Below are 25103 nucleotides of genomic sequence, written 5' to 3'. Positions count from 1 at the left end.
CAGGGATAGATGGCAAATATATTGGTAGTGGATGATGAAATGGGAATCCGTGAGTTGCTCTCGGAAATCCTCAGCGATGAAGGACATGCGATACAGCTGGCCGAGAACGCGCAGCAGGCGCGCGAGGCGCGTGCGGGCGGCGCACCCGACCTGGTGCTGCTCGATATCTGGATGCCGGATACGGATGGTGTGACCTTGCTCAAGGAATGGCAGCGCGACGGTTTGCTGACCATGCCCGTGATCATGATGTCGGGCCACGCCACCATCGATACGGCGGTGGAAGCGACCCGCATCGGCGCCCTGAATTTCCTGGAAAAACCGATCGCGCTGCAAAAGCTGCTCAAGGCCGTGCAACAAGGCTTGACCCGGGCCCAGGAAACCGTGCGCGCCCCGGCGCTGGCAGCCCGTCCCGCCCAGCAGGTCCAGCCTGAGGAAAGCGCCGGCACCGGCTTTGGCGCCCAGGCGCCGCAGGCGGCCGCGGTCCGTCCCGGCGCCGTCATCGGCGGCAGCGACAACCACCTGTTCAACCTGTCGTTCGACTTGCCGCTGCGCGAAGCGCGCGACGCGTTCGAGCGCATGTATTTCGAACACCACCTGGGCCGCGAAGGCGGCAGCATGACGCGCGTGGCCGAGAAGACGGGGCTGGAACGCACCCACTTGTACCGCAAGCTCAAGCAACTGGGCGTGGAACCGGGCAAGCTGGCCAAGAAAGGCGCATGACGGCGGGGGACCGGCCGGGCGCCGCATCCCCGCGCGCCGCCGTCCCCACCTGGCTGGTCACGGGCGCGCAGTCTGGCGCGCGCGAGGCGGCCATCGCGGCCCACTTGCAGCCGGGCCTGGCCACCACCGTCATCCTGGAAGGATTGACGGATGGCAACTCTCCACTGGCCGACCTGGCCGACGGGCCGGACGCGCCGCCAGCCTTCCAAGTGTTGCGTATTGCCCCTGGTTGCTTGCATTGCAGCGGTAATCTCGTTTTGCGCGTAACATTGAACCGTGTGCTGCGCCATGCCCCCGCGCGGCTCTACATCAGCCTGGCAACGGCCAGCCACCTCGACCAGCTGCGCAGCTGGCTGTCCGAGGCGCCCTATGGTTCCTTGCTGGCATTGCAAGCCGACATCGCGGCCTGAGGCCGCTTGCCTGCCGGGGCCGTCCCGCCGGTCCCTTGAAAACGCCCGCCGCCAGCCCCACGTGGGTGCTGAAGGCGGATCGCCAGCGTTCCGCCCCTTAGCGTGAAGGATGCAAAATGAACCTCATCTACAACAGCGAGCAATATAGTGTGGTCGAATTCGGCGCCGACCGCGATCTGGAGGCGCTCCGGTTTGGCGGCTATGAAATTGTCGACAAGGGCGGCAAACGTGAAATCTTCATCGCCGGTGCGCTGGCGCAGTCGTTCCGGCGCGACGTCAACGAGCTCATCGCTGGCGAACCCACCATGGCCGAAATCGATGAATTCCTCGGCAGTTACGACTCGCTCATGAGTCAGCCCGTGCTGCTGCACTGAGCGGGGGCCGGAGGGACGGTGGGGGCGGGTGCCAGATTCCGGCGACGCCGCCACCGGGGCATGGTATGGTTGGGCTCCGTATCGCTTCGCAGCAACTGAACCATGTGCCAACTTCTCGCGATGAACTGCAATGTCCCAACCGACATCGTGTTCAGCTTCACCGGCTTCGCCATGCGCGGCGGCCAGACCGATACCCACCATGACGGCTGGGGCATCGCTTTTTTCGAGGGCGCCGGCGTGCGCCATTTCGTCGACCACCAGGCGGCTGTCGCTTCGCCCGTGGCGGAACTGATCAAGCGTTATCCCATCAAGTCCAAGAACGTTATCGCCCACATCCGCAAGGCCACCCAGGGCCAGGTGGCGCTGGAGAATTGCCATCCTTTCGTGCGCGAACTGTGGGGCCGCTACTGGGTGTTCGCCCATAACGGCGACCTCAAGGAATTCGCGCCCGTGCTGGATGGCGCCTACCGCCCGGTCGGCAACACGGACAGTGAACGGGCCTTCTGCTACCTGTTGCAGCAACTGCGTGCCCGTTTCGGCGACACCCGGCCGCCGCTGGACCAGCTGCGCGCCGCATTGAGCGAGCTGGTGCGCGAAATCGCCACCCACGGCACTTTCAATATGCTGCTGTCGAGCGGGACGGAATTGTTCGCCCACTGTTCCACGGCCCTGTATTACCTGGTGCGGCGCTACCCGTTCGACACGGCCAAGCTGTCGGATGAGGACATGAGCGTGGATTTCTCCCAGGTGACGACGCCGAACGACCGGGTCGCCATCATCGTCACCCAGCCGCTGACCACCAACGAGCAGTGGACCGCCTTCGCGCCCGGCGAGCTGAAACTATTTGTGGATGGCATGCCGCAAGTAGGGGATAGCATTGAAATAGTATAAGAATTGGCCGACTATGGATGCCAAAATATTAGCAATGGGGAATAAATGCAGTAAAGTAGAGATATTCTCCCTTATCAACCACGCGCAGTGGTGCTAGGCGTGGCCTGTGGGCCGCCGCCGCTGCCGCCCGACCAGACCAGGCAATGATCGATCTATCCCGCAACGATACGTCCCCGCAAGGCTTGCGCGTGCGCGAGTTTTACCTGGGCCGTCAACCGATACTGGACCGCCAACAGGCCCTGTTCGGCTACGAGCTGTTGTTCCGCAACGCTCCCGTGGGCCCGGCGCACGTCACCAACGCTTTGTCGGCCACGGCTTCCGTCATCGCCCATGCGGCCCAGCTGGGCATGGAACGGGTGGTGGGCGACGCGCTCGGTTTCGTGCACGCCGACGCCGACGTCATCATGAGCGATATCTTCTCCTTCCTGCCGCGCGAGAACGTGGTGCTGGAAGTGATGGATACCATGGCGCTCACGCCGCCCGTGCTGCGCCGGATGACGGAACTGGTGGGCCAGGGCTTCAGCTTCGCGCTCGACGACGTCACCTGCGACACGGGCCACGTCCAGGCCCTGCTGCCGCTGGTGGAATACGTCAAGATGGACATGCGCAACATGCCGCTGGCCGACTTGATGAAGCTGGCCCCACGCTTCCGCCAGGACAACAAGAAGCTGGTGGCGGAAAAAGTGGAAACCCGCGACGAATTCAAGAATTGCCTGGACCTGGGATTTGATTACTTCCAGGGCTATTACTTCGCCAAGCCCGTCATCATGAGCGGCAAGAAGCTGTCGCCGTCGCAGCTGGCCGTGATGGAGCTGATGACCTTGGTGACGTCGGATGCGGACAACCTGGAGATCGAGCGCGCCATCAAGCGCGACGTGTCGCTGGCCTTGAACCTGCTGCGCCTGGTCAACACGCCAGCCGTGGGCGCGCGCCAGCGCATCGATTCGCTGAGCCAGGCCGTCACCATCCTGGGCCGGCGCCAGTTGCAGCGCTGGCTGCAGATCATGCTGTACGCGGAACCGAGCAAGCGGGGCCACAGCATGACCCCGCTGCTGATGTTGGCCACCACCCGCGGCCGCCTGTTGGAACTGCTGGCCAGCAAACTGCGCCCCAGCCACCGCCATGCGGCCGATATCGCCTTCACGGTGGGCATCATGTCGCTGATGGACACCCTGTTCGGCATCCCCATGGCCGACATCCTGCAGCAGATTCCCGTCAACGATGAAGTGGCGGAAGCGCTGATGTTCCGGGGCGGCTTCTTCGGCGACCTGCTCAAGCTGGCCGAATGCATCGAACGCATCGAGGAAATGGACGACCATATCATCCCCACGCTGCGCGACCTGGCCATGTCCACGGACGAACTGGTGGAACTGGAAATGGCCGCCTTCGAGTGGAGCGACAACGTGGTGCGCTACGCCCTGTAACACCAGCCCGCTGTTTCCGAACCGCCGCGCCCCGCGCGGCGTTTTTTTTGCCCGGCCACGTCAGGGGCAGACTCCCGTACTGCCCCTGACGCCGGCGCTGCCGTGTTGCGCAGCGCCAGAGCGCCACGCTCAGGTGGCGTGGCCGGCGCCTGGCCAGTGCTTGTGCAGTTCCGGGTCCGTCTGCATTTCCCACAGCGCCAGCACGACCACGGCCAGCCCCACGATCAGCTCATTCCACATCAGGGTCCGCTGGTCCGCCACCTTCAGCACCCAGGGCGAGATCGCCACCCACAGGCCGACCAGCAGGTTGACCAGCACGGCCCAGAAGTAAGTGCGGTACAGCTCGAACGCGGCCAGCACCGCGATCACGGCGCCGGAAATAAAGGCGTTCCAGGCCGGCGCCGAAGGAATCGCATAGTCAAACACCCACGGGGTGATAAACAGCCACAGCCCGAGCAGCAGGATCAGCTGGTCCTGCCATCGCTTGGCCGAAACGGGTTGGAGTTCAGAATTGCTTGCCATAGTGCCTCCTTGAAATAATGGCCAGCGCTTCGCGCGGCAGCCAAGTGCTAGTTAGACCACCGCTCACGCTCGAAGTTCCCGGCCGGATTGCCGCGGCGTGCCGCCCGGGAGCCAGGGAAGGCCATGGTAGCCAGTTCCCGCCACCCCATGGCGCACGCTTGCCGTCCATTATTGAGTTGCCACAGGGTAAAGTTTCTGAGAAACATGCCGTTACAAAAGGAACCAAGCGGATTCCGGAAGTACCCCATGCCTGTCACCATCCAATCGCTGATCGCCCACTGCGTCAACCAGACGATCCGAAGCTATTACCCGCACAATTATTGTTCGCTATGCCATGTGTACGCAGTGGTCGGCTCCAACCTGATCAGCATCGTGCTGGACCGGATGTACCGGCCTGTGGCGGGCCTGGCGGCCGTCGATTGCGGCGGCGGCCAGCTGATGCGCATGGCCGATAACGACGCCTTCGCCAACCCGGCCGGCGGCGCCTACCATTGCTGGATCGAGTCGGCCGACGGACTGGGCGAGCCGGACGTGGTGGACCTGACGTTCCGCCACAATCACACCTACGCGGAAAAGAATGGCTTCGTGTGGCGCAAGGAGACGCCGCCCGATTACCTGTGGGGCCCGCGCGGCAAGCTGGTGGTGCCGGCGGCGCTGGACGCGCTGCCGTCCGCGTTCCCGGACGGTATGGTGTGGCTGCATGAGACGGAGCAGGGCTGGCAGTGGATGACGCGCCAGCTGGCCGAACACCAGAACGCCTTCGTGGCGCTGACGGCCGAGGCGCTCAAATTGCTGCAGGCGAGTTTGCCGCCCGATTCGCGCCTGCTGCCGCAGCCGCCCGCCGGGCGGCCGGAAATTACGACAGGCTCGGCGCCAGCCAGCGTTCCAGATCCTGTTTGCTGACGTGGCGGCGGGCCGCCATGTCGTCCAGCTGGTCCTGGCCGATCTTGCCGACCACGAAGTACTTGGAATCCGGATGGGCGAAGTAGAAGCCTGACACGGCCGCGCCCGGATACATGGCGAACGACTCCGTCAGTTCCATGCCGATCTCCTCGGCCTGCAGCACCTTGAACATGTCGCCCTTGACCGTGTGTTCCGGGCAGGCTGGATAGCCGGGCGCGGGACGGATGCCCAGGTATTTTTCACCGATCATGTCGTCGTTGCTGAGCGCCTCGGCGGCCGCATAACCCCACAAATCCTTGCGCACGCGCTCGTGCAGGTACTCGGCGAACGCTTCGGCCAGGCGGTCGGCCAGCGACTTGAGCATGATGGACGAGTAATCGTCATGCGCGTCTTCGAAGCGCTGCTCGTACTTCTCGATCCCCAAACCGGCCGTGACGGCGAACATGCCGATGTAGTCCTGCTGGCCCGAGCCCTTGGGCGCGATGAAGTCGGCCAGGCACTGGTTGGGGCGCTGCACGCCGTCCACCACCGGCTTCACGCCTTGCTGGCGCAGGCCGTAATAGGTGAAGGCGACGGTCTCGCGGCTGTCGTCCGTGTAGATCTCGATGTCGTCCTCGTTGACGCTGTTGGCTGGCAGCAGGGCCACCACGCCGTTGGCCGTCAGCCAGCGGCCGTCGATCAGTTTCTTGAGCAGGGCCTGGCCTTCCTCGTACACCTTGCTGGCCGCCTCGCCCACCACCTCGTCCTTCAGGATGGCGGGGAAGGGGCCGGCCAGGTCCCAGGTCTGGAAGAACGGACCCCAGTCGATGTACTGGGCGATGGTGGCCAGGTCCACGTTCTTGAACACCCGGCGGCCGATGAACTTCGGTTTGACGGGCGCGAACGGCAGCACCGCCTTGTTGGCGCGGGCCTGGGCCAGCGTCACTATCGGCAGCGCCTTCTTGTTGGCGTGCTGGTCGCGGATGCGTTCGTAGTCCTGCGCGATCTCGGCGATGTACTGTTCGCGGCTCTCGGGCGTCAGCAGCGACTGCGCCACCGAGACGGAACGCGAGGCGTCCGGCACGTAGACCACCGGGCCTTCGTAGTTGTGGGCGATCTTGACGGCCGTGTGGGCGCGGCTGGTGGTGGCGCCGCCGATCAAGAGCGGAATCTTCAGCATGCGGAAGTGTTCATCGCGCTGCAGTTCCTTGGCCACGTGGGCCATTTCCTCCAGCGACGGCGTGATCAGGCCGGACAGGCCGATGATGTCGGCGTTCTCCAGCTTGGCGCGCGCCAGGATTTCGGAGCAGGGCACCATCACGCCCATGTTCACCACTTCGAAGTTATTGCATTGCAGGACCACGGAGACGATGTTCTTGCCGATGTCGTGCACGTCGCCTTTGACCGTGGCCATGACGATCTTGCCCTTCGGTTTGGCCACCACGCCGGTGCGCTTTTCCTCGGCCAGCTTTTCCTCTTCGATGTAGGGGATCAAGTGGGCCACGGCCTGCTTCATCACGCGCGCCGACTTGACCACCTGCGGCAGGAACATCTTGCCTTGGCCGAACAGGTCGCCCACGATGTTCATGCCGTCCATCAGCGGACCTTCGATCACGTGGATCGGGCGGCCGCCGGACACCAGCACCTGCTGGCGCATCTCTTCCGTATCGTCCGTGATCCATTGCGTGATGCCGTGCACCAGCGCGTGCGCCAGGCGTTTTTCCACCGGCTGGCCGCGCCATTCCAGGTTCTGCGCCTCCTGCTTGCCGCCCGCCTTGAGCGTGCCGGCGATCTCGATCATGCGCTCGGTGGCGTCGTCGCGGCGGTTCAGCACCACGTCCTCGACCCGCTCGCGCAGTTCGGCCGGCAGGTCGTCGTACACGCCCACCATGCCGGCGTTGACGATGCCCATGGTCATACCGGCCTTGATGGCGTGGTACAGGAACACGGTGTGGATGGCTTCGCGCGCCGGGTCGTTGCCGCGGAAGCTGAACGAGACGTTGGAGACGCCGCCCGAAATCTTCGCGTGCGGCAGGTTGTCCTTGATCCAGCGGGTGGCGTTGATGAAGTCCACCGCGTAGTTGTTGTGTTCCTCGATGCCGGTGGCGATGGCGAAGATGTTGGGATCGAAGATGATGTCTTCCGGCGGGAAGCCCACCTGCTCCGTCAGCACCTTGTAGGCGCGGGCGCAGATTTCGATCTTGCGCTCGAAAGTGTCGGCCTGGCCCTTCTCATCGAAGGCCATCACGATCACGGCCGCGCCGTAGCGCAGGCACAGGCGCGCCTGGCGCAGGAATTCCTCCTCGCCTTCCTTCATCGAAATCGAGTTGACGATGGCCTTGCCCTGCACGCACTTGAGGCCCGCCTCGATCACCGACCACTTGGACGAGTCGATCATGATGGGCACGCGCGAGATGTCCGGTTCCGACGCGATCAGGTTCAGGAAGCGCGTCATGGCCGCCTGCGAATCCAGCATGGCTTCGTCCATGTTGATGTCGATCACCTGGGCGCCGTTCTCCACCTGCTGGCGCGCCACGCTGAGCGCCTCGTCGTACTGCTCGTTGAGGATCATGCGGGCGAAAGCCTTGGAGCCGGTCACGTTGGTGCGTTCGCCCACGTTGACGAACAGCGAGTTGTCGTCGATGGTGAACGGCTCCAGGCCGGACAGGCGCTGCGCCACCGGCACGGTGGGCACGGTGCGCGGCGCGGTGGACGACAGCATCTCGGCGATGGCCTGGATGTGGTCGGGCGTGGTGCCGCAGCAGCCGCCGGCCACGTTGATGAAACCGGCATCGGCGAATTCGCGCAGCAGGGCCGAGGTGTCGGCCGGCAGCTCGTCGAAGCCCGTGTCGCTCATCGGGTTGGGCAGGCCGGCGTTGGGGTAGATGCAGACGAAGGTGTCGGCGATCTGCGACAACTCTTCGGCGTAAGGACGCATCAGGGCCGCGCCGAGCGCGCAATTGAGACCGATGGTGAGCGGCTTGGCGTGGCGCACGGAGTTCCAGAACGCGGGCACGGTCTGGCCCGACAGGATGCGGCCGGAGGCGTCCGTCACGGTGCCGGAGATCATCAGTGGCAGGCGCGGCACTTCGGGGTGTTCGGTGAAATACAGGTCGATCGCGAACAGCGCGGCCTTGCAGTTGAGCGTGTCGAAGATGGTTTCCACCAGCAGCACGTCAACCCCGCCTTCCACCAGGCCTTCCACCTGTTCGTGGTAAGCCGCCACCAGCTGGTCGAAGGTGACGTTGCGGGCCGCCGGATCGTTCACGTCGGGCGAGATGGACGCCGTTTTCGGCGTGGGCCCCAGCGCGCCGGCCACGAAGCGCGGCTTGTCGGCGCTGCTGTACTTGTCGCAGGCGGCGCGCGCCAGCTTGGCGGCGGCCACGTTCATTTCGCGCGCCAGGTGCGCCATGTGGTAGTCGTCCTGGGCGATGGTGGTGGCACCGAAGGTGTTGGTTTCGATCAGGTCGGCGCCGGCGGCCAGGTAGCGCTCGTGGATTTCCTGGATCACCTGCGGCTGGGTCAGCGTCAGCAGCTCGTTGTTACCCTTGACGAACAGTTCGCGCGCGCCGCTATCGATGGGCGCGGCAAAGTCGATGAAGCGGCCGGTGGGGCCGCCGCGGTAGGCCGTCTCGTCCAGCCTGTACTGCTGGATGATGGTGCCCATCGCGCCGTCGAGGATCATGATCCGGCGCGACAGGATCTCGCGCAATTGGGCATCGGTCTTGGACATGGCGGAATGGGACACGGTATTGTTCATTTGATACTTTCTGTGGGCGGGAAGGCGGCCGCTGGAAAAGTCGACGGCGGTCTAAAATTATACGGCATCGCGGGCGAAGCTTCAGGCCGCTGCTGCGCCGCAACAACAACGGCATTATTTGTGCAAAATATGCACAAATAATGTGATCGATAGCGTCTGGTGTAGTGTTCAGTGCGCAAATAAGATGGCTGCACTGACCACTTACCAGGAGTACACCATGACCGCCACCCTGCGCAGCATCGCCGCCATCCAGCCTGTCGAGCAACTCGCCGCCGCCAGCACCGCCGTGCTGCTGATCGACTTCCAGAACGAGTACTACCGCGGCCGGGTGCCGATCCCGGACGGCCTGCCCGCGCTGCGCAACGCCAACCGCCTGGCCGCGCTGGCCGACGCCCATGGCATGCCGGTGTTCCACATCCAGCACGTGAATGGCCCCACCGCGCCCGTGTTCGCGGCAGGCAGCGTGATGGCCGAGATCCACCCGCAACTGGCCGTGCGGCCGCAGCATGTGGTGGTGCGCAAGGACCGGGTCAGCAGCTTTGCCGGCACCGACCTGCACGCGCAACTGCAGGCGCGCGGCATCCGCACCCTGATCATCGGCGGGCTGATGACGCATATGTGCGTGTCCACGGCGACGCGCGACGCGCGCCAGTTCGGCGCCCAGAGCTACCAGGTGCTGGTGGCGGCTGACGCCTGCGCCTCGCGCGACATCACCGGCTGGAACGGCGGCGTGACCAGCGCACAAGACTTGCACGACGTGACGCTGACGGCCCTGTCCGACAACTTCGCCCAGGTGCTGACCACCAACGCCATCCTGGAACTGTCTGTCACGGCTTGAGGCGAACGCTGAGGTGCCGCAAGCTCGGCTGGCTAAACGGCGTGCACACTGGTCCGGGTGCGCGCCGTCGCGCGTCCTATACTACGGTGTGATGCGATGCTATTCGAGTGGGACGAACTGAAGAACCTCCGGAATGTTCAAAAGCATGGGATCAGCTTTGAGGACGCGGCGAGGATTTTCGAGCAGCCTGCGCTGACTTATTTTGATCGTGGCGGCCCGTATGGAGAGGATCGCTATATTGCGATTGGCTTTGTCGGCGGGACCCTGGCGACCGTGGTCTTTGTCCAGCGAGGCGAGCAGCTCACGCGAATCATTTCGGCAAGGAAGGCGACACGCCAGGAGGAACGGCAATATGAACGAGGCTACTAGCAGGAAGCACTGGACCGAACTCGCCGATGAAGAAATCGACCTGAGCGACATTCCGGAAATCACGGAAGAATCCGCCCAACATGGCACGATGCGGGAGGCACTGATACGGAAGAACACGTTGCTGATCGATCTGGACGTCTACGATTGGTTTCGGCGGCAAGGTCCCGATTATGAGCGACTTATTAATCAATTGCTGCGCGACTATATGGAATCGCGCGAGCATCCGGGCTAATCCCAACCGCGCGCCTGGTACAGCGCGCTGGCGAATTCCACGAACACGCGCACCTTGGGTGACAGGTGGCGGTTGTGCGGGTACAGCACGTACAGCTCGCGCGGACGGATCGTGTAATCGGGCAGCACCTGGACCAACGCGCCGCGCCGCACATCCTCATGGACAATGAACGAGGCCGTGGTGGCGATGCCGGTGCCGGCTAGCGCCACCGTGCGCAGCGCCACGCCATTGTTGGCCTGCAGGCTGCCCTTGACCGTCACCGCCACGTCGTCGCCGCCGGGCGCCGTGAAGCGCCACTCGCGGGGGCGCGCCAGCTGGCTGTAGGTCAGGCAGTTGTGCTGCAGCAGATCGTGGGGCGTGCTCGGCGTGCCGTGCCGGCGCAGGTAATCGGGCGAGGCCACCAGCATCACCTGGCTGCTGGCCAGCCGTTTGGCGATCAGGGTCGAGTCGGGCAAATCGCGCGCGAGCCGCAGGGCCACGTCGAAACCCTCTTCGATCAGGTCGACCACGCGGTCGTTGCACACCAGGTCTACCTGCAGTTCGGGATAGCGCTCAAGGAAGCGGGGCAGCCAATGCGCCAGTTCCTCGGTGCCGAACGCCATCGGCGCGTTGATGCGCAAGGTGCCGCTGGGGTTGGCCTGGTGCTGGCCGACGGCGCGGTCGGCATCGTCCAGCGCGTCGAGGATGTGTTGGCACGCCGCGTAGTATTCCGTGCCGGCCGTGGTGAGCGCGAACCGGCGCGTGGTGCGGTTGAGCAGTTGGGCGCCCAGCTTCGCTTCCAGGTGGCTGATCTGGCGCGAGATGACCGTATGCGACAGGCCCAGCGCGTCGCCGGCGGCCGTGAAGCTGCCCAGCTCGACCACCCGGCGCAAGGCGCGCATGGCCGCTAGCTGGTCCATGCGGCCGTGCGAGGCAGGGTGGAGGGACGGGCGCGCACGCTCACGCGAAGCGCTGGCCTTCGAGCGGGAAGGCTTTGATGAACTCGGAGGCCGGCATGCGCTTGCCGCCCGGCTTTTGCAGCTCCGTCAGGCGCAGCGCGCCGCTACCGCAGGCGACCACGATGCCATGCTGGGCGTCGGCCGCCACCACATGGCCGGCTGGCGCGCTGCTGTCGGCGTCCAGCACCTCGGCCGCCCACAGCTTGACGTTGACGCCGTTGACGGGCGCGTATGCGCCGGGAAAGGGATTGAAGGCGCGGATCTTGCGGCTGATTTCCTGCGCGCTCAGGTTGAAGTCCAGCGCCGCTTCATCCTTGCTGATCTTGGCCGCGTAGCACACGCCCGCTTCCGGTTGCGGCACGGCTTCCAGCTTGCCCTGTTCCAGCTTGCGCAGCGCCTGCACGATCATCTTGCCGCCCAACGCGGCCAGTTTGTCGTGCACCGTGCCGGTGGTGTCGTCGGCCGCGATGGCCACGTGTTCGACCAGCAGCATGGGGCCCGTGTCCAGGCCTTCTTCCATCTGCATGATGGTGATGCCCGTTTCCGCATCACCCGTTTCGATGGCGCGGTGGATGGGCGCGGCGCCGCGCCAGCGCGGCAGCAGCGAACCGTGGATGTTCAGGCAGGGTTTGATGGCTAGCGTGCTGCGCGGCAGGATCAGGCCATAGGCCGCCACCACCATCACGTCGTAGTCGGTGGCCAGCAGCCGTTCATGGGCCGCTTGCGCCTCGGCCGCCCGTTGCGGGTCCCTGGCATCCATGCGCAACGACAGCGGTTGCAGCACTTCCATGCCGTGCGCCACGGCGTATTGTTTGACGGCCGACGGTTGCAGATGCATGCCGCGCCCGGCTGGACGGTCGGGCTGGGTCAGCACCAGCGGAATCTCAAAGCCCGCCTCGTGCAAGGACTGCAGGGCCACGGCGGCGAATTCCGGCGTGCCGGCGAAGATCACTTTCATTATTTTTATTCCTTGGTGATGCGTGCCGCCGCGCCGGACGCCCGGCGGCGGGTGGGATCAGTAGCGGCGGCCCTGGGCGCGCAGCATCGCTTCGCGCTCCATGCCCCGTTCTTCCTTCTGCAGCTTGGCCTTGATGCGGTTGCGCTTGAGCGGCGACAGGTATTCGACGAACACTTTGCCCTTCAGGTGATCCATCTCGTGTTGCAGGCACACGGCCAGCAAGCCATCGGCTTCCACTTCGAACGGCTGGCCCTTGACGTCCAGCGCGCGCACCTTGACGCGCGCATGGCGTTCCACACCGTCGTAGATGCCGGGTACGGACAGGCAACCTTCATCGTAGACCTGCATCTCGTCGCTGGCCCAGATGATTTCGGGGTTGATGTAGGCCACCAGCGCATCCTTGGTTTCGGTGATGTCGACCAGGATCAGTTGTTCATGCACGTCCACCTGCGACGCGGCCAGGCCGATGCCGGGCGCGTCGTACATGGTTTCGGCCATGTCGGCCACCAGCTTTTCGAGGCGGGCGTCGAACTGGGTGACGGGTTTGGCGACCTTGTGCAGGCGTGGGTCGGGGTAACGCAGGATATTGAGTATGGACATGCTGATCTTGGCTAAACGATTTAATAACTGTGTGGTTGCCTTAACAACTGGCGTGGCGTCGTGTGCGGCGATTCGCGTTCCCGCCCCGTCAAAAATGCAACAGCGGCACCCGCCGCGTGGACGTGGTTTCGCTTGCTAGTTGAGGGTTTTGTGGGCAGAATTTGATTCAGTATGGCAAGCCCAAGGCCAGCCTTCTCGTTCCCCACTGATCGACAGGGTAGCGTATCGCCGCTCTCTTGCATGGTGGCGGGCCGGCTCCCGGACCCAGCGCCGAGCTGCACTTAACGGACATTATGAATGAAAAATTTTAGCACAGTCGGCACCCGCTTGTTCGTGGCGGCTCTTTTTTCGGCCGCCGCGGCCATCCCGGCGCAGGCCCTGAATTGCCAGTTCCGGCCCGACGCGCCGGACCAGCATCTGGTGGTCAAAGGGGATACGCTGTGGGACATTTCCGGCCGCTTCCTGGAAAAGCCCTGGTGCTGGCCGCAAGTGTGGGACTTGAACCGGGAACAGATCCATAACCCGCACTGGATCTATCCGGGCCAGATCATCTGGTTCGACCGCGCCGCCGGCCGCTTGCGGCTGGGCAACAAGATCGAGGCCGGCGACGGTGGCGACGCCAACACGCTGCGCCTGTCGCCCCAGATCCGCACGGAAGGGCTGGGCAAGGACGCCGTGCCGTCCATCCCGGCCGGTGTGATCGAACCGTTCCTGACCCAGCCCCTGATCATCGAGAACGATGAACTGAACAATGCGCCGCGCATCATCGCCACCCAGGAAGGCCATGTGTTCCTGGGCAAGGACGACCGCGCCTATGTGCGTGGCGACCTGAAGGATGGCACCTCGTTCCAGGCCTTCCGCCCCGGCAACGCGCTGAAGGATCCCGTCACCCAGGCCGTGATCGGCTACGAAGCGTTTTACCTGGGCACGCTCAAGCTGCGCACCCCGGCCAAGGATGGCAGCGAGGTCCACACTTTCACGGTGGCCACGGCCAAGGAGGAGATGGGCGTGGGCGATCAGCTGATGCAGGCGCCGCCTACCCCGATGCGCAACTACGTGCCCCATCCGCCCGAGCAGCGGGTGGAAGCGCGGGTGGCGGCCATCTACGGCGGCGTCACCCATGCGGGCCAGAACCAGGTGGTGAGCATTAATCGCGGCAAACTTGACGGACTCGATATCGGCTCCGTGCTGCAGCTGTACCATACCGGCAGGACCGTCAGCGATCCGGGCGCCAGCAAGGGCTGGCACGGCATGAGCGATCCGCAGGTCAAGCTGCCGGACGAGGAAGTGGGCAGCTTGTTTATCTTCCGCGTGTTCAAGCATATTTCCTATGGCTTGATCATGCAGGTCACGGCGCCGGTGGAAGTGGGCGACGTCGCCCAGTCACCGGAGTAAGCCGCGCCGTGCAAGCCACGGATACCCCACCCACCGCACCATCCCCGCCAGCGGCCCCGGCGCCGCTGGCCGATTGGCTGCGCCTGAGCCTGACGCCGCGCGTGGGGCTGCTGACGGCGCACGGCCTGCTGAAAAAATTCGCCTCCCCCGGCGCCATTTTCGCCGCCGCCGCCGCCGGCCTGTCGGACGGGCTCAACGCGGCCCAGGCGCGCGCGCTGGCCGCCGGCGCCACGGGCGAGACGGCGCAGGCCGTGGCCGCCGAGCTGGCCGCCATCGACCTCTGGCGACAACACCCGGGGCGCCGCGTGCTGGCGCTGGACCACCCTGACTACCCACCCGCGCTGCGGGCCACGCCCGATGCGCCGCTGTTGCTATACGTGCAGGGCCGGGCCGAACTGCTGGCGCGCGACGCGCTGGCCATGGTGGGCAGCCGCAACGCCAGCGCCCAGGGCGCGAGCAACGCGACCCGGCTGGCCCAGGCGCTGTCCGAGACGGGCTTGGTGATCGTGTCGGGCCTGGCGCTGGGCATCGACGCGGCCGCCCACCAAGGCGCCCTGCTGGGTGAGGGCGGCACGGTGGCCGTGCTGGGCACCGGGATCGACGTGATCTATCCCCGGCGCAACACGGCGCTGGTCGAGCGCATCGCACGTGAAGGTTGCCTGGTCAGCGAATACCCGCTGGGCACGGCGCCGCAGTCGTCCAACTTTCCCAAGCGCAACCGCATCATCAGCGGGCTGGCGCGCGCGGTGCTGGTGGTGGAGGCGGCGGCCGGTTCCGGCTCGCTCATCACGGCCCGGCTGGCGCTGGCGCAGGGACGCGACGTGTACGCCATTCCCGGGTCCATCCATGCCACCCTGGCCAAGGGGTGCCACGCACTGATTAAAGAAGGGGCCCGGCTGGTGGAATCGGCCGACGATATCCTGGCCGCGCTGGCCGGCCAGCCACCTGGCGTGGCGCAGGCGGCGCCCGACGACAGCTTTGTCGACCCGCTGCTGGCGGCGCTGGGCGACGATCCGGCCACCCCGGCCCTGCTGGCGCTGCGGCGCGGCCTGGACCTGCCGGCCGTGCAGCACCAGTTGCTGGCGCTGGAACTGGCCGGGCTGGTCGAGCGCTTGCCAGGCGGTATGTTTCAACGGTGTGGCCGCTAGCGCCCGGTGTCCCTTGCACTGGCCGTGCGGCACTTGTGCCCGATCTGACTTAACTGATAGAGTAGCGCCATGTTCGACATCCTTGTTTATCTCTACGAGACCTATTACCGTCCTGATGCCTGCCCGGAACCGGAGGCATTGGCCAGGAAACTGTCGGCCGTCGGTTTCGACGACGTGGACATTTCCGAGGCGCTCGTATGGCTGACGGACCTGACGGCCATGGCCGGCATGGAACAGACCCTGACGGCCGCCTCCACCGGCACCCGTTACTACGTGGACGAGGAGCAGGACGTGCTGGGCACGGCGGCCATCGGCTTCATCCAGTTCCTGGAGTCGGCCAAGGTGCTGTCGCCGCTGCAACGCGAGATCGTCATCGAGCGCGCGCTGGCGCTGGACGAAGTGCCCGTGTCGCTGGCCAAGCTCAAGGTCATCGTGCTGATGTTGCTGTGGAGCCAGGGCAAGGAGCCGGACGCGCTGATGTTCGACGACCTGTTCGGCGCCGACGAAGACCAGGCGCCGCGCCTGCTGCACTAGGACGCCAGCCGCCGCCGCTGGCCGCCACCGCACCGTTCGCACTGTCGCTGGCGTCGCCACGCGGCCTGCTTGCCCTTTGCGCTGCAACCCGTATATTATTGGCGCTTTGATAAGTTGCCACCGTCCGGGCCCGCGAAAATTCAGCCTTGGCCGCATTGCCCATGTATGATGCGCATGCTGTACCCACCCCAGAGTAACTACGAGATAACAAAATATGAGCAAAACCCTCATCATCGCCGAGAAGCCATCTGTCGCGAACGACATCGCGAAGACGCTGGGCGGCTTTACCAAGCACGATGAGTACTTTGAGTCCGACGATTACGTGCTGTCCTCCGCCGTCGGCCATTTGCTGGAAATTGCCGTACCGGAAGAACACGACGTCAAGCGCGGCAAGTGGAGCTTCGCCCACCTGCCCATGATCCCGCCGTATTTCGCGCTCAATCCCATCGCCAAGACGGAAGCGCGGCTCAAGGTGCTCAACAAGCTGATCAAGCGCAAGGATGTCACCACCCTCATCAACGCATGTGACGCGGGCCGCGAAGGCGAACTGATCTTCCGCCTGATCGCGCAGAACGCCAAGGCCAAGCAGCCCGTCAAGCGGCTGTGGCTGCAGTCGATGACGCCGGGCGCCATCCGCGACGGTTTCACCCATTTGCGCAGCGACGAGGAAATGCTGCCGCTGGCCGACGCGGCCCGCTGCCGCTCGGAAGCGGACTGGCTGATCGGCATCAACGGCACCCGCGCCATGACGGCCTTCAACTCGAAGGAAGGCGGCTTCTACCTGACCACCGTGGGCCGGGTGCAGACCCCCACGCTGTCGATCGTGGTCGAGCGCGAGGACAAGATCAAGAAATTCGTGCCACGCGACTTCTGGGAAGTGCGGGCCGAGTTCGTGTGCGCGGCCGGCGTGTATGAAGGCCGATGGCTGGACACCAAGTTCAAGAAGGACGACACGGATCCCGAGAAGAAGGCCGAGCGGCTGTGGAGCAAGGCCGCGGCCGACACCATCGCCATGGCGTGCGTGGGCAAGCAGGGCAAGGTGACGGAGGAATCCAAGCCGACCACCTCGATGGCGCCGGCCCTGTTCGACCTGACCAGCTTGCAGCGCGAAGCTAACTCGCGCTTCGGCTTCTCGGCCAAGAACACGCTGGGCCTGGCCCAGGCCCTGTACGAAAAGCACAAGGTGCTGACCTACCCCCGTACCGATTCGCGCCACCTGCCGGAAGACTACCTGCCGACCGTGATGCAGGCGCTGGAAGTGGTGAAGGAAAACCCGAACTACCACCAGTTCGCCAAGCAGATCCTGGACAAGGGCTGGGTCAAGCCGAACAAGCGTATCTTCGACAATACCAAGATCTCGGACCACTTCGCCATCATCCCGACCACGATCGCGCCGAAAAACCTGTCCGAGCCGGAACAGAAGCTGTACGACCTGGTCACGCGCCGCTTCATGGCCGTGTTCTTCCCGCCGGCCGAGTTCCAGGTCACCACCCGCTACACGGAAGTGTCGGGCCATCAGTTCAAGACTGAAGGCAAGGTCATGACCAATCCGGGCTGGCTGGCCATCTACGGCAAGGAAGCCTCGACCGACGAGGACAAGGCCGACGCCGCCGGCGGCAACCTGGTGCCGGTGGCCAAGGGTGAGCACGTGCACACCGATAAGGTCAACGCCAACGGCCTGGTCACCAAGCCGCCCGCCCGCTACACGGAAGCGACGCTGCTGTCGGCCATGGAAGGGGCCGGCAAGCTGGTGGAGGACGACGAACTGCGCGACGCCATGGCCGGCAAGGGCCTGGGCACGCCAGCGACGCGCGCGGCCACCATCGAAGGCTTGCTGACGGAACGCTACCTGGTGCGCGAAGGCCGGGAACTGATCCCCACCGCCAAGGCGTCGCAACTGATGACCTTGCTGCGCGGCCTGGGTGTGAATGAATTGACGGCGCCGGAACTGACGGGCGAATGGGAATACAAGCTGTCGCAAATGGAAAAGGGCAAGATCTCGCGCGAGGAATTCATGCGCGAAATCGCCCAGATGACCCAGATCATCGTCAAGCGCGCCAAGGAATACGACAACGAAACCATCCCCGGCGACTACCACACCATGCACACGCCGTGCCCCAATTGCGGCGGCGTGGTCAAGGAAAACTACCGCCGGTTCGCCTGCACCAAGTGCGACTTCTCGATGAGCAAGACGCCGGGCAGCCGCCAGTTCGAGATCGCGGAAGTGGAAGAGCTGCTGCAGAACCGCACCATCGGCCCGCTGCAAGGCTTCCGATCCAAGATGGGCCGGCCGTTCGCCGCCATCCTGCGCATCGTGCGCGACGAGGACATCAACAACTTCAAGCTGGAATTCGATTTCGGCCAGAACGATGATGCGGGCGAGGACGGCGAGGGCGTGGACTTCACCGGCCAGACCGCGCTCGGTCCGTGCCCGAAATGCGCGGCCGGCGTGTACGAGATGGGCCTGGCTTATGTGTGCGAGCACAGCGTGGCCAAGCCCAAGACCTGCGACTTCCGCAGCGGCCGCATCATCCTGCAGCAGGAAATCCTGCCCGAGCAGATGGCCAAGCTGCTCAACGACGGCAAGACGGATCTGCTGCCGGGCTTCATTTCGCAGCGTACGCGGCGTCCGTTCAAGGCCTTCCTGGTCAAGGGCAAGGATGGCAAGATCAGCTTCGAGTTCGAGGAGCGCAAGGCCAAGCCCGGCGCCAAGGCCAAGGCTGGCGCGGTAGCGGACGACGGTGCGGAAGGTGCGGAAGGCGCGGAAGGTGCCGCACCGGCCAAGGCGGCCAAGGCGGCAGCCAAGGCACCGGCCAAGAAAGCCACGGCCACCAAGGCCAAGGCGCCCGCCAAGCGGGCCACGGCGGCCAAGGCGCCCGCCAAAAAGGCGGCCGTCAAGAAGACGGCGGCGGCAGCCGAGTAACACGAAACCGGGACCTTCGCGTCCCGGTTTTTTTTACCCTATCGGTGCCGGGGCGTGGCTTCGATCGATATCAAACACGAGGGTCCGGCGGATCACGGAGCGATGAACGGATGAGTAGTGCGCAGGAAAACACGGGCTTGCTGGAGGATGCGCTGGAGCAGGTGCTGCGTAACGCCACCGCTGTGCATTGCTGGCATCGTTTGCGTCCGTTCTATCTGGCCGCCACTGCGCAGCAGCAACTGGAAGCGCGTGCCATCCTGCTGCGACGGATGGAATCGGATCCGTTGAGCCGCTTCATGCGGGCCACTTTCCTGGCAGACGTCAGCGGTGATTTCACGTTTCGCCACCAGGCGGCGGCTTTGCTGGCCATGCCGCTGTGCGATCCGGACCGGATCGCGGCGCACCTGGTCGTCGCATGGTTCGAGATACTGGCGCGCCAGCCTGACCGCACCGGTTTTGCCGATGCCTTGCGCGGCGCCGGCTTTCCCGCCTTGCTGCGCCGGAGCGGCGCGTGCCTGGCCGCCGACGGCTTGGCCGCCGCCGCGCCGCGCGCGGTCAGCCAGGTTCGCAAGGTCGCCATCGTGGCGCCGCAGCTCAGCGGCTATAGCCATGCCCCCACCGGCTTGGCGCTGGCCCATGGCGCCCTGTTGCAAGAACAGGGCGTCGCCGTGGAATTGTTCAGCGCGCAGGAATTGCACATCGCCTCCATGCCGCAGCTGATTGCATGTGGCAACGACACGAATTTCCTGCCGCCCGATCCGGCCGGATGGCAAGCCAACCAGCCGCAAGCGTTGACCATCCATCTTGCCGATCAGCGCTTGTCGTTGCTGCGGCGCTGGCGCGGCGTGGCCGACCGGCTGAACCGCTTCGATCCAGACCTGGTCCTGTTTGTGGGCCTGTATTCGCCCCTGGTCGACGTGCTGTACCGGTCACGGCCGGTGGTGGCCCTGTCCGTCCAGTCGGTGGCGCCGGTGGTGTCGGCGGATGTGTGGCTGGCCGCCGACCCGGCCCAGGCCGCCGCCGCGGGGGCGTCCTGGCAGCCGGAGTTCGCCGCTGCTGCACCGTGGCACTATCCGTACCGGATCCCGCCGGGTGCCGCGCTACCGCCCTTGTCGCGTGCCGGGCTGGACTTGCCCGACACGGCGCTGGTGCTGGTCAGCGTCGGCTACCGCTTGCGCGAGGAAGTGGGCGGCGACTGGGCCGCCCACATGGTCGACTTGTTGGCCGCGCGCCCCGACGTGGTCTGGCTGCTGGTCGGTTGCGGCGACCCCTTGCCCGCATCGCTGCAAGGATTGCCGCCAGGGCGGGTACGAGTCTTGCCGCATCAGGCCAACCTGGACGGTGTGCTGGCTTGTTGCGACATCTACCTGAATCCGCCACGCATGGGGGGCGGCTTCAGTGTGGCGCAAGCGATGGCGGCCGGCTTGCCCGTGCTGAGCTTAGGCGGTTCGGATGGCGGCGACAAGGTAGGGCGGTATGCGCAGTGCGACAGCGACAGCTATTTCGCGACCCTGCGCCACTGGCTGGACGATGCCGGTGCGCGTGCAGAACGCGGCGCCGTCATGCGTACCTTGTTCCGCAATACGCTGGATCTGAGGCAGGCTGGCGCCAGCTTGATGGGCGCTTGCCAGGCTGCGCTGGCAAGCTTCCAGCGCCGCACTACGCCAGCGTCTTCTTGAATTTGGCCGGGATACCCACCATCAGCGTGGCCGGCGCCACATCGGCTGTCACCACCGCGCCCGCGCCGATGAAGGCTTGATCGCCCACCTCCAGCCGTTCCAGCAGGGTGGCCCCGATACCGACCGTGACCCCGCGGCCGAGGCGCGACAGCCCGCCGAGGTTGCTGCCGGGCTGGATGCGTGAAAACGCGCCGATCCGGGTGTCGTGGCCGATGGTCACGCCCCGGTTCACGAACACATGCTCGTCCAGGACGGCGCCGGGGCCGATCACGCTGTTGGCGCCGACGAACACGCCGGGCCCCAGCGTGGCCAGCGGCGATACGTAAGCCGTGGGATGGACCAGGGTGTGGAACGCCAGACCATGGCGCGCGCGCAGTTCGGCGGCCAGCTCGGCCCGCACGGGGGTGGTGGGCCCCAGCAGGTACAGTTCGCCGGCAGCGGGCGTGAAATCGTCCAACCGCTGCACCGATGGCGGCGTGCAATGGCTGGCCAGTTGGCGTAACCGCTCGGCCAGGCTGAGGTCGCGTTCTCCCACCTCTTCGGGCCAGTGCAGTACCACTTTGCCCAGCGTCAGGCCGTTGGCCAGCGCGCAGTCGAACAGGTCGGACAGGATGTTGCTGGTGCCAAAGATCACCAGGGAAGGTGGCGACATGTCAGTGGCTCTCCGCCAGGCCCAGCATGGCGCGCACCTGGGCCGGCGTGGCCACGGCACGGCCGATCGCCTGCGCCTGCGCCACGCAGCGTTGCACGTACTGGGCGTTGGTGGCCAGTTCGGTACGGCCATCGTCGAGCCATAGGTTGTCTTCCAGGCCCACGCGCACGCCGTGGCCCAGCACCACGCCCAATGCCGTGGCGCGCGCCTGGAAGCGGCCCATGCCGGCCAGCGACCAGTACGAGTGGGGCGGCAGGTCGCCGATGATGGTGGCCAGATGTTGCAACGTGGATTGTGCCGTGCCGGGATTGCCCAGCAGGATATTGAAATAGTAGGGCGGCCGCAGTAAGCCTTTGTCGATCAGGATCTTGGCGTAATTGACCATGCCCAGGTCGAACACTTCCAGTTCCGGCTTGATGCCCCGTTCGAGCATGATCTGGGCCAGCCGGGTGATGGTGGCGGGGGCGTTGATGCTGGCCGTGGTGGCGAAGTTCATGGAGCCCAGCGTCAGGCTGGCCATGTCCGGTTTCAGGTCGCCTTCCAGGTAGAGGCTGGCGGCACGCCGTTCCACATCCTGCACCAGCCGGCCGCTGGTGGAGGTGACGATCACCACGTGTGGCGCCGTGGCCCGGATCGCGGCGATCATGTCGCCGTAGACGGCGGGATCTTCCGTGGGCGTGTCGTCCGCTGCGCGCGCGTGCAAATGCAACATCGACGCGCCCAGCGCGGCGCACTGGGTGGCGTCGCGCGCCACCTCGTCGGGCTGCAGCGGCACATGGGGCGACATGGCGCGGGTCGGCACCATGCCGGTCGGCGCGAGATTGATGATCAGCGGGCAAGGGGGCTGGTCTGGAGCGGGAGAATTTTGCATGAAGGAACGCGCTTTCGGGGACGGCGAACGCCATCAACTGGCGCCGCGGCCATTATATCGGGGGCGCTGTCAATGTGACGCCGTACTGCCTGTATTTTTCGGTCCATGTATCATTTCACCACACAAACAAGCCATCGCGGCGGCAGGGTGTTTCCTGAATTTAACATTTCCCTCTTGGAATATTGCCCGTGAAATCGCCCTCAGCGCTGCGAAAAAGCGATGCACCAGCCGTTTGGATTGATGGTGCCGCTGATCAGGCGGCAAGTGCCTGGACCGCCATCCGGGGCCGGCTGGAACGCGGCGCACTGGGCGCAGCGCTGGCCGTCCTGCGGATGATCCTGGTACTGGTAGTCCGATTTGGCGCCGTTGCCGGCCCGCGCCAGGCCTGGCCGGAGCAGTCCGCTGGTAGTGGCCAGCGCGGCCAGCGCCAGCGCGCCACGCAGCGCACGCCGTCTCGATGATGGATCGCGCTCCATGATGGTTGCTCCTTTCTCATTGGATGTATGCCGTGTATACGTTTCAGGCATCAGAACATCAGCCACAGCATCAGCATCAGCGTATTGTTGTCGCGCGCGTTGCGGCCCTGGCCGTCATAGTTGACGGCGGCGCCGTTGAACCTGTTGTAGCGCGTGTATTGCAGCATGAACCGCACGTCGCGCCGGGGCAGGTAGTCGAACTCCCACAGGGTGCCGGCGCTGTTGGGACTGCCCGCGGCGCTGCCGCTGACGGCCTCGCCCGTGTTGTACAGCGCGTCGTCCGCCGTGCCGTGGGTGGCGAAGCGCGCCACGCTGAAGCCGTACTTTTTATCGAAATAATAGGTGGCCTTGGCGCGCAGGCTGTGCAAGTCGTCGCTGGCGTTGCTGGCCGCGCCGATGCGGGCCCGCTCACGCACATAGTTCAGCTGGGCCGATACGCGGTGCCGGTCCGTGATGTACTGGTATTGGGCATCGACGCCAAGGTCGCGGTAATGGTCGGTGGGGCCGCTGCGTACGGTGCTGTCGGGATAGCGGTCCAGCACCAGGCCGTAGGCGCCCACCATGGCCGCGTGGCGCGCATGGTCCCAGTCGTGTTGCAGGGCCAGCCGCCAGTAGGGCGCATAGCCTTTCAAGGCGGCGTCCTCCGCGTGGTCCGTGCCCAGCCGCAGCGGCGAGAACAGGCCGTCGGCCGTACGATAAAAACTCAGTTCGCCATACACGGTGTCGCGCCACAGGGCGTAGGCGCCCAGGCCCGCCACCTGCTGGCCCAGGCTTTCGATGGCGGTGGCCGCGTTGGGCGCGGCCGCCACCGGCGAGCTGGCATAGGGAAAGCCCCAGGCCGCGCCCGTATTGTAGACATCCTGCACGGTGGGGTTGTTGTGCAGCGTGAAGCCGTACACCAGTTTGCCCGCACCCTCGCCGGCGTGGTTGGCGTAGCGCAGGTCGACGTTGTCGATGCTGGCGTGGTGTTCCACGCCGTCGTAGCTGTACTGGGAGAATACGCCCACATGGTCGGCCAGTTTGCCGGACAGGAACACGCTGGCCTGCTGCAGCGTCGCTTGCCGGTCCTTGGGGAAGCTGTCGGCCACGCGCGGGTCGACGTTGGCGGTGGAAGTGGCCGACGCTTGCACCATGCCCGCCAGCGGCAAACGCAGCCGCTCGCCCAGGGTGTAGCCGTTGAGCTTGAACTGGCGGCCGGTGGCTGTCAGTTCGGGCCAGCTCAGGTGGCAGGTCATGCAATCGAGCCCGGTCTGGCGGGCGAAGCTGGGCACGGCCTGCGCCACGCCGATCACACTCCATAGCGCGGCGGCGATGCAGAGGGCGAGTCGGCGGGACGGCCGGTGGCGTGGACGGGTGTGCATGGCGGCATCCTCCAGAGAGACGGCACGGTGAACGATGCCCGTTGATGCCCGTCCGCCGCCGCAACGTTCAAGCGCGATGCGGACCTAGGTTCACGCCCGCACCAGCAGTTTGCCCCGGTGCTCGCCCGTAAACAGGGCATTGAGCGCGTTGGGCAGTTGCTCGAAGCCATCGACGAAGGTTTCCTCGAACACGATCTGGCCGGCCTGCACCCAGGGCGCGACGATGCGCACCATCTCGTCCATGCGATGCACGTAGTCGCGCGCCAACATGCCCTGGATGGTGGCGCGCTGGTACAGCAGGTGGTGCAGCAGGCGCGGTCCCAGCGCCGGCGTATCGAGGCCGCCGCCGTACTGGCTGATCTGGCCGCAGATCACGATGCGGGCGCGGCGGTTGATGAGGGGGAGCACGGCGTCCGTCACCATACCGCCCACGTTGTCGAAATACACGTCCACGCCGCCGGTCAGGGCACGGATTTCGGCCGCCAGCGTGCCGCTGTCGGCGTGGGCCTTGTAGTCGATGGCCCAGTCCGCGCCCAGGGTGTCGCGCAGCCAGTCGCACTTGGCCTGGCCGCCGGCGATGCCCAGCACGCGTGCGCCGTGGCGCTTGGCAAATTGCACCACCAGCGAGCCGACGGCGCCAGCCGCGCCCGATACCACCACCACCTCGCCGGCATGGGGCCGGCCCGATTCCGTCAGGCCGAACCAGGCCGTGCGGCCCGGCATGCCCAGCACGCCCAGCGCCGTGGTGACGGGCGCCTGGGCCGGGTCCAGCCGCGTCAGGGCGCCGGCGTGCACCCGCGCATGGCTTTGCCAGCCCGTGTAACTGTAGACCCAGTCGCCGGGCAGGAAACCGGCCGCGTTCGAGGCCAATACTTGCGACACCACGCCGCCTTGCTGCACCGTGTCCAGCGGGTGCGGATCGGGATCGTAGGTGGGCTTGCCGGACTGGCCAATGCGCATGTAGGGATCGACACTGAAATAGCGCGCTTCGATCAGCACTTCCCGTTCACCCAGCCGGGTGGCGAGCGGCTGTTCGACCAATTCGTAATGGTCGGCCGTGATGTGGGCGGTCGGTTGGCGGCGGTACAGCCACTGGTGTTGGGTCAGGGTGGACAGGGTGGACATGAGGGGCGCGATGCGAGAAGG

General features: G+C 65.5%; 24 protein-coding genes. 14 read left to right on the top strand and 10 right to left on the bottom strand.

All coding sequences use genetic code 11. The features are described 5' to 3' along the window. The first annotated feature begins 9 nt into the window (after positions 1-9). The 5 genes from H3H39_RS16120 to H3H39_RS16100 all read left to right on the top strand — a co-directional run bounded on the left by H3H39_RS16120 (position 10) and on the right by H3H39_RS16100 (position 3819). Positions 10-720 carry a response regulator gene (locus H3H39_RS16120; protein ID WP_182154399.1) on the top strand — a complete coding sequence of 237 codons (711 nt, stop codon included), beginning with the start codon at positions 10-12 and terminating at the stop codon, positions 718-720. Then, the gene (locus tag H3H39_RS16115; RefSeq protein WP_182154398.1) at positions 717-1130 is read left to right on the top strand and encodes a GTPase; all 414 of its coding nucleotides are present in this window, start codon (positions 717-719) and stop codon (positions 1128-1130) included. The genes H3H39_RS16120 and H3H39_RS16115 overlap by 4 nt, the downstream gene beginning before the upstream one ends. Before the next feature lie 116 nt (positions 1131-1246). After that, positions 1247-1504, top strand: a complete 258-nt coding sequence (locus tag H3H39_RS16110) for a BTH_I0359 family protein (RefSeq protein WP_182154397.1) — start codon at positions 1247-1249, stop codon at positions 1502-1504. A gap of 102 nt (positions 1505-1606) precedes the next feature. Beyond that, positions 1607-2395, top strand: coding sequence for a class II glutamine amidotransferase (locus tag H3H39_RS16105; protein ID WP_182154396.1), 789 nt, complete (start codon positions 1607-1609; stop codon positions 2393-2395). A gap of 143 nt (positions 2396-2538) precedes the next feature. Next, positions 2539-3819: an EAL and HDOD domain-containing protein gene (locus tag H3H39_RS16100; RefSeq protein ID WP_182154395.1), complete on the top strand. Its 1281-nt coding sequence runs from the start codon at positions 2539-2541 to the stop codon at positions 3817-3819. A gap of 129 nt (positions 3820-3948) precedes the next feature. Here H3H39_RS16100 and H3H39_RS16095 read toward each other — a convergent pair whose 3' ends face one another. Further along, positions 3949-4341: an SPW repeat protein gene (locus H3H39_RS16095; protein WP_182154394.1), complete on the bottom strand. Its 393-nt coding sequence runs from the start codon at positions 4339-4341 to the stop codon at positions 3949-3951. Between the two features lie 246 nt (positions 4342-4587). On the opposite strand from H3H39_RS16095, the gene H3H39_RS16090 reads away from it, so the two are divergent. Beyond that, positions 4588-5244: a hypothetical protein gene (locus H3H39_RS16090; protein ID WP_182154393.1), complete on the top strand. Its 657-nt coding sequence runs from the start codon at positions 4588-4590 to the stop codon at positions 5242-5244. On the opposite strand, the gene metH is transcribed toward H3H39_RS16090, so the two are convergent. Beyond that, the gene (metH, locus tag H3H39_RS16085; RefSeq protein ID WP_182154392.1) at positions 5198-8983 is read right to left on the bottom strand and encodes a methionine synthase; all 3786 of its coding nucleotides are present in this window, start codon (positions 8981-8983) and stop codon (positions 5198-5200) included. The genes H3H39_RS16090 and metH overlap by 47 nt on opposite strands. Before the next feature lie 184 nt (positions 8984-9167). On the opposite strand from metH, the gene H3H39_RS16080 reads away from it, so the two are divergent. The 3 genes from H3H39_RS16080 to H3H39_RS16070 all read left to right on the top strand — a co-directional run bounded on the left by H3H39_RS16080 (position 9168) and on the right by H3H39_RS16070 (position 10422). Then, complete coding sequence (locus H3H39_RS16080; RefSeq protein ID WP_375540437.1) at positions 9168-9821, top strand: cysteine hydrolase family protein; 654 nt, start codon at positions 9168-9170, stop codon at positions 9819-9821. 96 nt (positions 9822-9917) lie between these two features. Further along, positions 9918-10190 (top strand): BrnT family toxin, encoded by a 273-nt coding sequence (locus H3H39_RS16075; protein WP_182154391.1) that lies wholly within the window; start codon positions 9918-9920, stop codon positions 10188-10190. Beyond that, positions 10174-10422 (top strand): BrnA antitoxin family protein, encoded by a 249-nt coding sequence (locus tag H3H39_RS16070; RefSeq protein ID WP_182154390.1) that lies wholly within the window; start codon positions 10174-10176, stop codon positions 10420-10422. Before H3H39_RS16075 ends, H3H39_RS16070 begins: the two co-directional genes overlap by 17 nt. Here H3H39_RS16070 and H3H39_RS16065 read toward each other — a convergent pair. From H3H39_RS16065 to def, 3 genes are read right to left on the bottom strand one after another with little or no spacing between them, the layout of a single operon-like run. After that, positions 10419-11321 carry a LysR family transcriptional regulator gene (locus H3H39_RS16065; protein ID WP_182154389.1) on the bottom strand — a complete coding sequence of 301 codons (903 nt, stop codon included), beginning with the start codon at positions 11319-11321 and terminating at the stop codon, positions 10419-10421. The two genes, H3H39_RS16070 and H3H39_RS16065, sit on opposite strands and share 4 nt — an antisense overlap. Before the next feature lie 40 nt (positions 11322-11361). Beyond that, positions 11362-12318: a methionyl-tRNA formyltransferase gene (gene fmt, locus H3H39_RS16060; protein ID WP_182154388.1), complete on the bottom strand. Its 957-nt coding sequence runs from the start codon at positions 12316-12318 to the stop codon at positions 11362-11364. A gap of 57 nt (positions 12319-12375) precedes the next feature. Continuing rightward, the gene (def, locus tag H3H39_RS16055; RefSeq protein WP_182154387.1) at positions 12376-12918 is read right to left on the bottom strand and encodes a peptide deformylase; all 543 of its coding nucleotides are present in this window, start codon (positions 12916-12918) and stop codon (positions 12376-12378) included. Between the two features lie 297 nt (positions 12919-13215). Between def and H3H39_RS16050 the strand changes: the two genes are divergently transcribed. The 5 genes from H3H39_RS16050 (at position 13216) to H3H39_RS16030 (ending at position 20597) form a co-directional block, all read left to right on the top strand. Next, positions 13216-14313, top strand: a complete 1098-nt coding sequence (locus tag H3H39_RS16050) for a LysM peptidoglycan-binding domain-containing protein (protein ID WP_182154386.1) — start codon at positions 13216-13218, stop codon at positions 14311-14313. Between the two features lie 8 nt (positions 14314-14321). Then, the gene (gene dprA / locus H3H39_RS16045) at positions 14322-15461 is read left to right on the top strand and encodes a DNA-processing protein DprA (RefSeq protein ID WP_182154385.1); all 1140 of its coding nucleotides are present in this window, start codon (positions 14322-14324) and stop codon (positions 15459-15461) included. Between the two features lie 69 nt (positions 15462-15530). Beyond that, positions 15531-15995: a Smg family protein gene (locus H3H39_RS16040; RefSeq protein ID WP_182154384.1), complete on the top strand. Its 465-nt coding sequence runs from the start codon at positions 15531-15533 to the stop codon at positions 15993-15995. Positions 15996-16209: 214 nt separating this feature from the next. Next, positions 16210-18918: a DNA topoisomerase III gene (locus tag H3H39_RS16035; RefSeq protein WP_182154383.1), complete on the top strand. Its 2709-nt coding sequence runs from the start codon at positions 16210-16212 to the stop codon at positions 18916-18918. Positions 18919-19028: 110 nt separating this feature from the next. Beyond that, positions 19029-20597: a glycosyltransferase gene (locus H3H39_RS16030; protein WP_182154382.1), complete on the top strand. Its 1569-nt coding sequence runs from the start codon at positions 19029-19031 to the stop codon at positions 20595-20597. Here the strand turns inward: H3H39_RS16030 and H3H39_RS16025 are convergent. The 5 genes from H3H39_RS16025 to H3H39_RS16005 all read right to left on the bottom strand — a co-directional run bounded on the left by H3H39_RS16025 (position 20578) and on the right by H3H39_RS16005 (position 25082). Beyond that, entirely contained in the window at positions 20578-21249 is a 672-nt protein-coding gene (locus H3H39_RS16025; RefSeq protein WP_182154381.1) for a hypothetical protein, read from the bottom strand. The two genes, H3H39_RS16030 and H3H39_RS16025, sit on opposite strands and share 20 nt — an antisense overlap. A 1-nt stretch (position 21250) precedes the next feature. Then, entirely contained in the window at positions 21251-22120 is an 870-nt protein-coding gene (locus H3H39_RS16020; RefSeq protein ID WP_182154380.1) for a beta-keto acid cleavage family enzyme, read from the bottom strand. 200 nt (positions 22121-22320) lie between these two features. Beyond that, positions 22321-22596: a high-potential iron-sulfur protein gene (locus H3H39_RS16015; protein WP_229218073.1), complete on the bottom strand. Its 276-nt coding sequence runs from the start codon at positions 22594-22596 to the stop codon at positions 22321-22323. Between the two features lie 50 nt (positions 22597-22646). Continuing rightward, positions 22647-23957 carry a cytochrome C gene (locus H3H39_RS16010; RefSeq protein WP_182154378.1) on the bottom strand — a complete coding sequence of 437 codons (1311 nt, stop codon included), beginning with the start codon at positions 23955-23957 and terminating at the stop codon, positions 22647-22649. A 90-nt stretch (positions 23958-24047) separates the two neighbouring features. Then, positions 24048-25082, bottom strand: coding sequence for an NADP-dependent oxidoreductase (locus H3H39_RS16005; protein ID WP_229218071.1), 1035 nt, complete (start codon positions 25080-25082; stop codon positions 24048-24050). Between the last annotated feature and the right edge of the window lie 21 nt (positions 25083-25103).

The sequence above is a fragment of the Rugamonas apoptosis genome (genome assembly GCF_014042355.1).
GTDB classification, from domain to species: Bacteria; Pseudomonadota; Gammaproteobacteria; order Burkholderiales; family Burkholderiaceae_D; genus Rugamonas; species Rugamonas apoptosis.
The sequence above is the reverse complement of the archived record's forward strand: the minus strand, read 5'-3'. Positions and strand labels throughout refer to the sequence as shown.

Bases quoted from the DNA above. Each gene is read 5' to 3' on its own strand.
- H3H39_RS16120 (WP_182154399.1), top strand. From the start codon at position 10: ATGGCAAATATATTGGTAGTGGATGATGAAATGGGAATCCGTGAGTTG.
- H3H39_RS16115 (WP_182154398.1), top strand. From the start codon at position 717: ATGACGGCGGGGGACCGGCCGGGCGCCGCATCCCCGCGCGCCGCCGTC.
- H3H39_RS16110 (WP_182154397.1), top strand. From the start codon at position 1,247: ATGAACCTCATCTACAACAGCGAGCAATATAGTGTGGTCGAATTCGGC.
- H3H39_RS16105 (WP_182154396.1), top strand. From the start codon at position 1,607: ATGTGCCAACTTCTCGCGATGAACTGCAATGTCCCAACCGACATCGTG.
- H3H39_RS16100 (WP_182154395.1), top strand. From the start codon at position 2,539: ATGATCGATCTATCCCGCAACGATACGTCCCCGCAAGGCTTGCGCGTG.
- H3H39_RS16095 (WP_182154394.1), bottom strand. From the start codon at position 4,341: ATGGCAAGCAATTCTGAACTCCAACCCGTTTCGGCCAAGCGATGGCAG.
- H3H39_RS16090 (WP_182154393.1), top strand. From the start codon at position 4,588: ATGCCTGTCACCATCCAATCGCTGATCGCCCACTGCGTCAACCAGACG.
- metH (WP_182154392.1), bottom strand. From the start codon at position 8,983: ATGAACAATACCGTGTCCCATTCCGCCATGTCCAAGACCGATGCCCAA.
- H3H39_RS16080 (WP_375540437.1), top strand. From the start codon at position 9,168: ATGGCTGCACTGACCACTTACCAGGAGTACACCATGACCGCCACCCTG.
- H3H39_RS16075 (WP_182154391.1), top strand. From the start codon at position 9,918: ATGCTATTCGAGTGGGACGAACTGAAGAACCTCCGGAATGTTCAAAAG.
- H3H39_RS16070 (WP_182154390.1), top strand. From the start codon at position 10,174: ATGAACGAGGCTACTAGCAGGAAGCACTGGACCGAACTCGCCGATGAA.
- H3H39_RS16065 (WP_182154389.1), bottom strand. From the start codon at position 11,321: ATGGACCAGCTAGCGGCCATGCGCGCCTTGCGCCGGGTGGTCGAGCTG.
- fmt (WP_182154388.1), bottom strand. From the start codon at position 12,318: ATGAAAGTGATCTTCGCCGGCACGCCGGAATTCGCCGCCGTGGCCCTG.
- def (WP_182154387.1), bottom strand. From the start codon at position 12,918: ATGTCCATACTCAATATCCTGCGTTACCCCGACCCACGCCTGCACAAG.
- H3H39_RS16050 (WP_182154386.1), top strand. From the start codon at position 13,216: ATGAAAAATTTTAGCACAGTCGGCACCCGCTTGTTCGTGGCGGCTCTT.
- H3H39_RS16040 (WP_182154384.1), top strand. From the start codon at position 15,531: ATGTTCGACATCCTTGTTTATCTCTACGAGACCTATTACCGTCCTGAT.
- H3H39_RS16035 (WP_182154383.1), top strand. From the start codon at position 16,210: ATGAGCAAAACCCTCATCATCGCCGAGAAGCCATCTGTCGCGAACGAC.
- H3H39_RS16030 (WP_182154382.1), top strand. From the start codon at position 19,029: ATGAGTAGTGCGCAGGAAAACACGGGCTTGCTGGAGGATGCGCTGGAG.
- H3H39_RS16025 (WP_182154381.1), bottom strand. From the start codon at position 21,249: ATGTCGCCACCTTCCCTGGTGATCTTTGGCACCAGCAACATCCTGTCC.
- H3H39_RS16020 (WP_182154380.1), bottom strand. From the start codon at position 22,120: ATGCAAAATTCTCCCGCTCCAGACCAGCCCCCTTGCCCGCTGATCATC.
- H3H39_RS16015 (WP_229218073.1), bottom strand. From the start codon at position 22,596: ATGGAGCGCGATCCATCATCGAGACGGCGTGCGCTGCGTGGCGCGCTG.
- H3H39_RS16010 (WP_182154378.1), bottom strand. From the start codon at position 23,957: ATGCACACCCGTCCACGCCACCGGCCGTCCCGCCGACTCGCCCTCTGC.
- H3H39_RS16005 (WP_229218071.1), bottom strand. From the start codon at position 25,082: ATGTCCACCCTGTCCACCCTGACCCAACACCAGTGGCTGTACCGCCGC.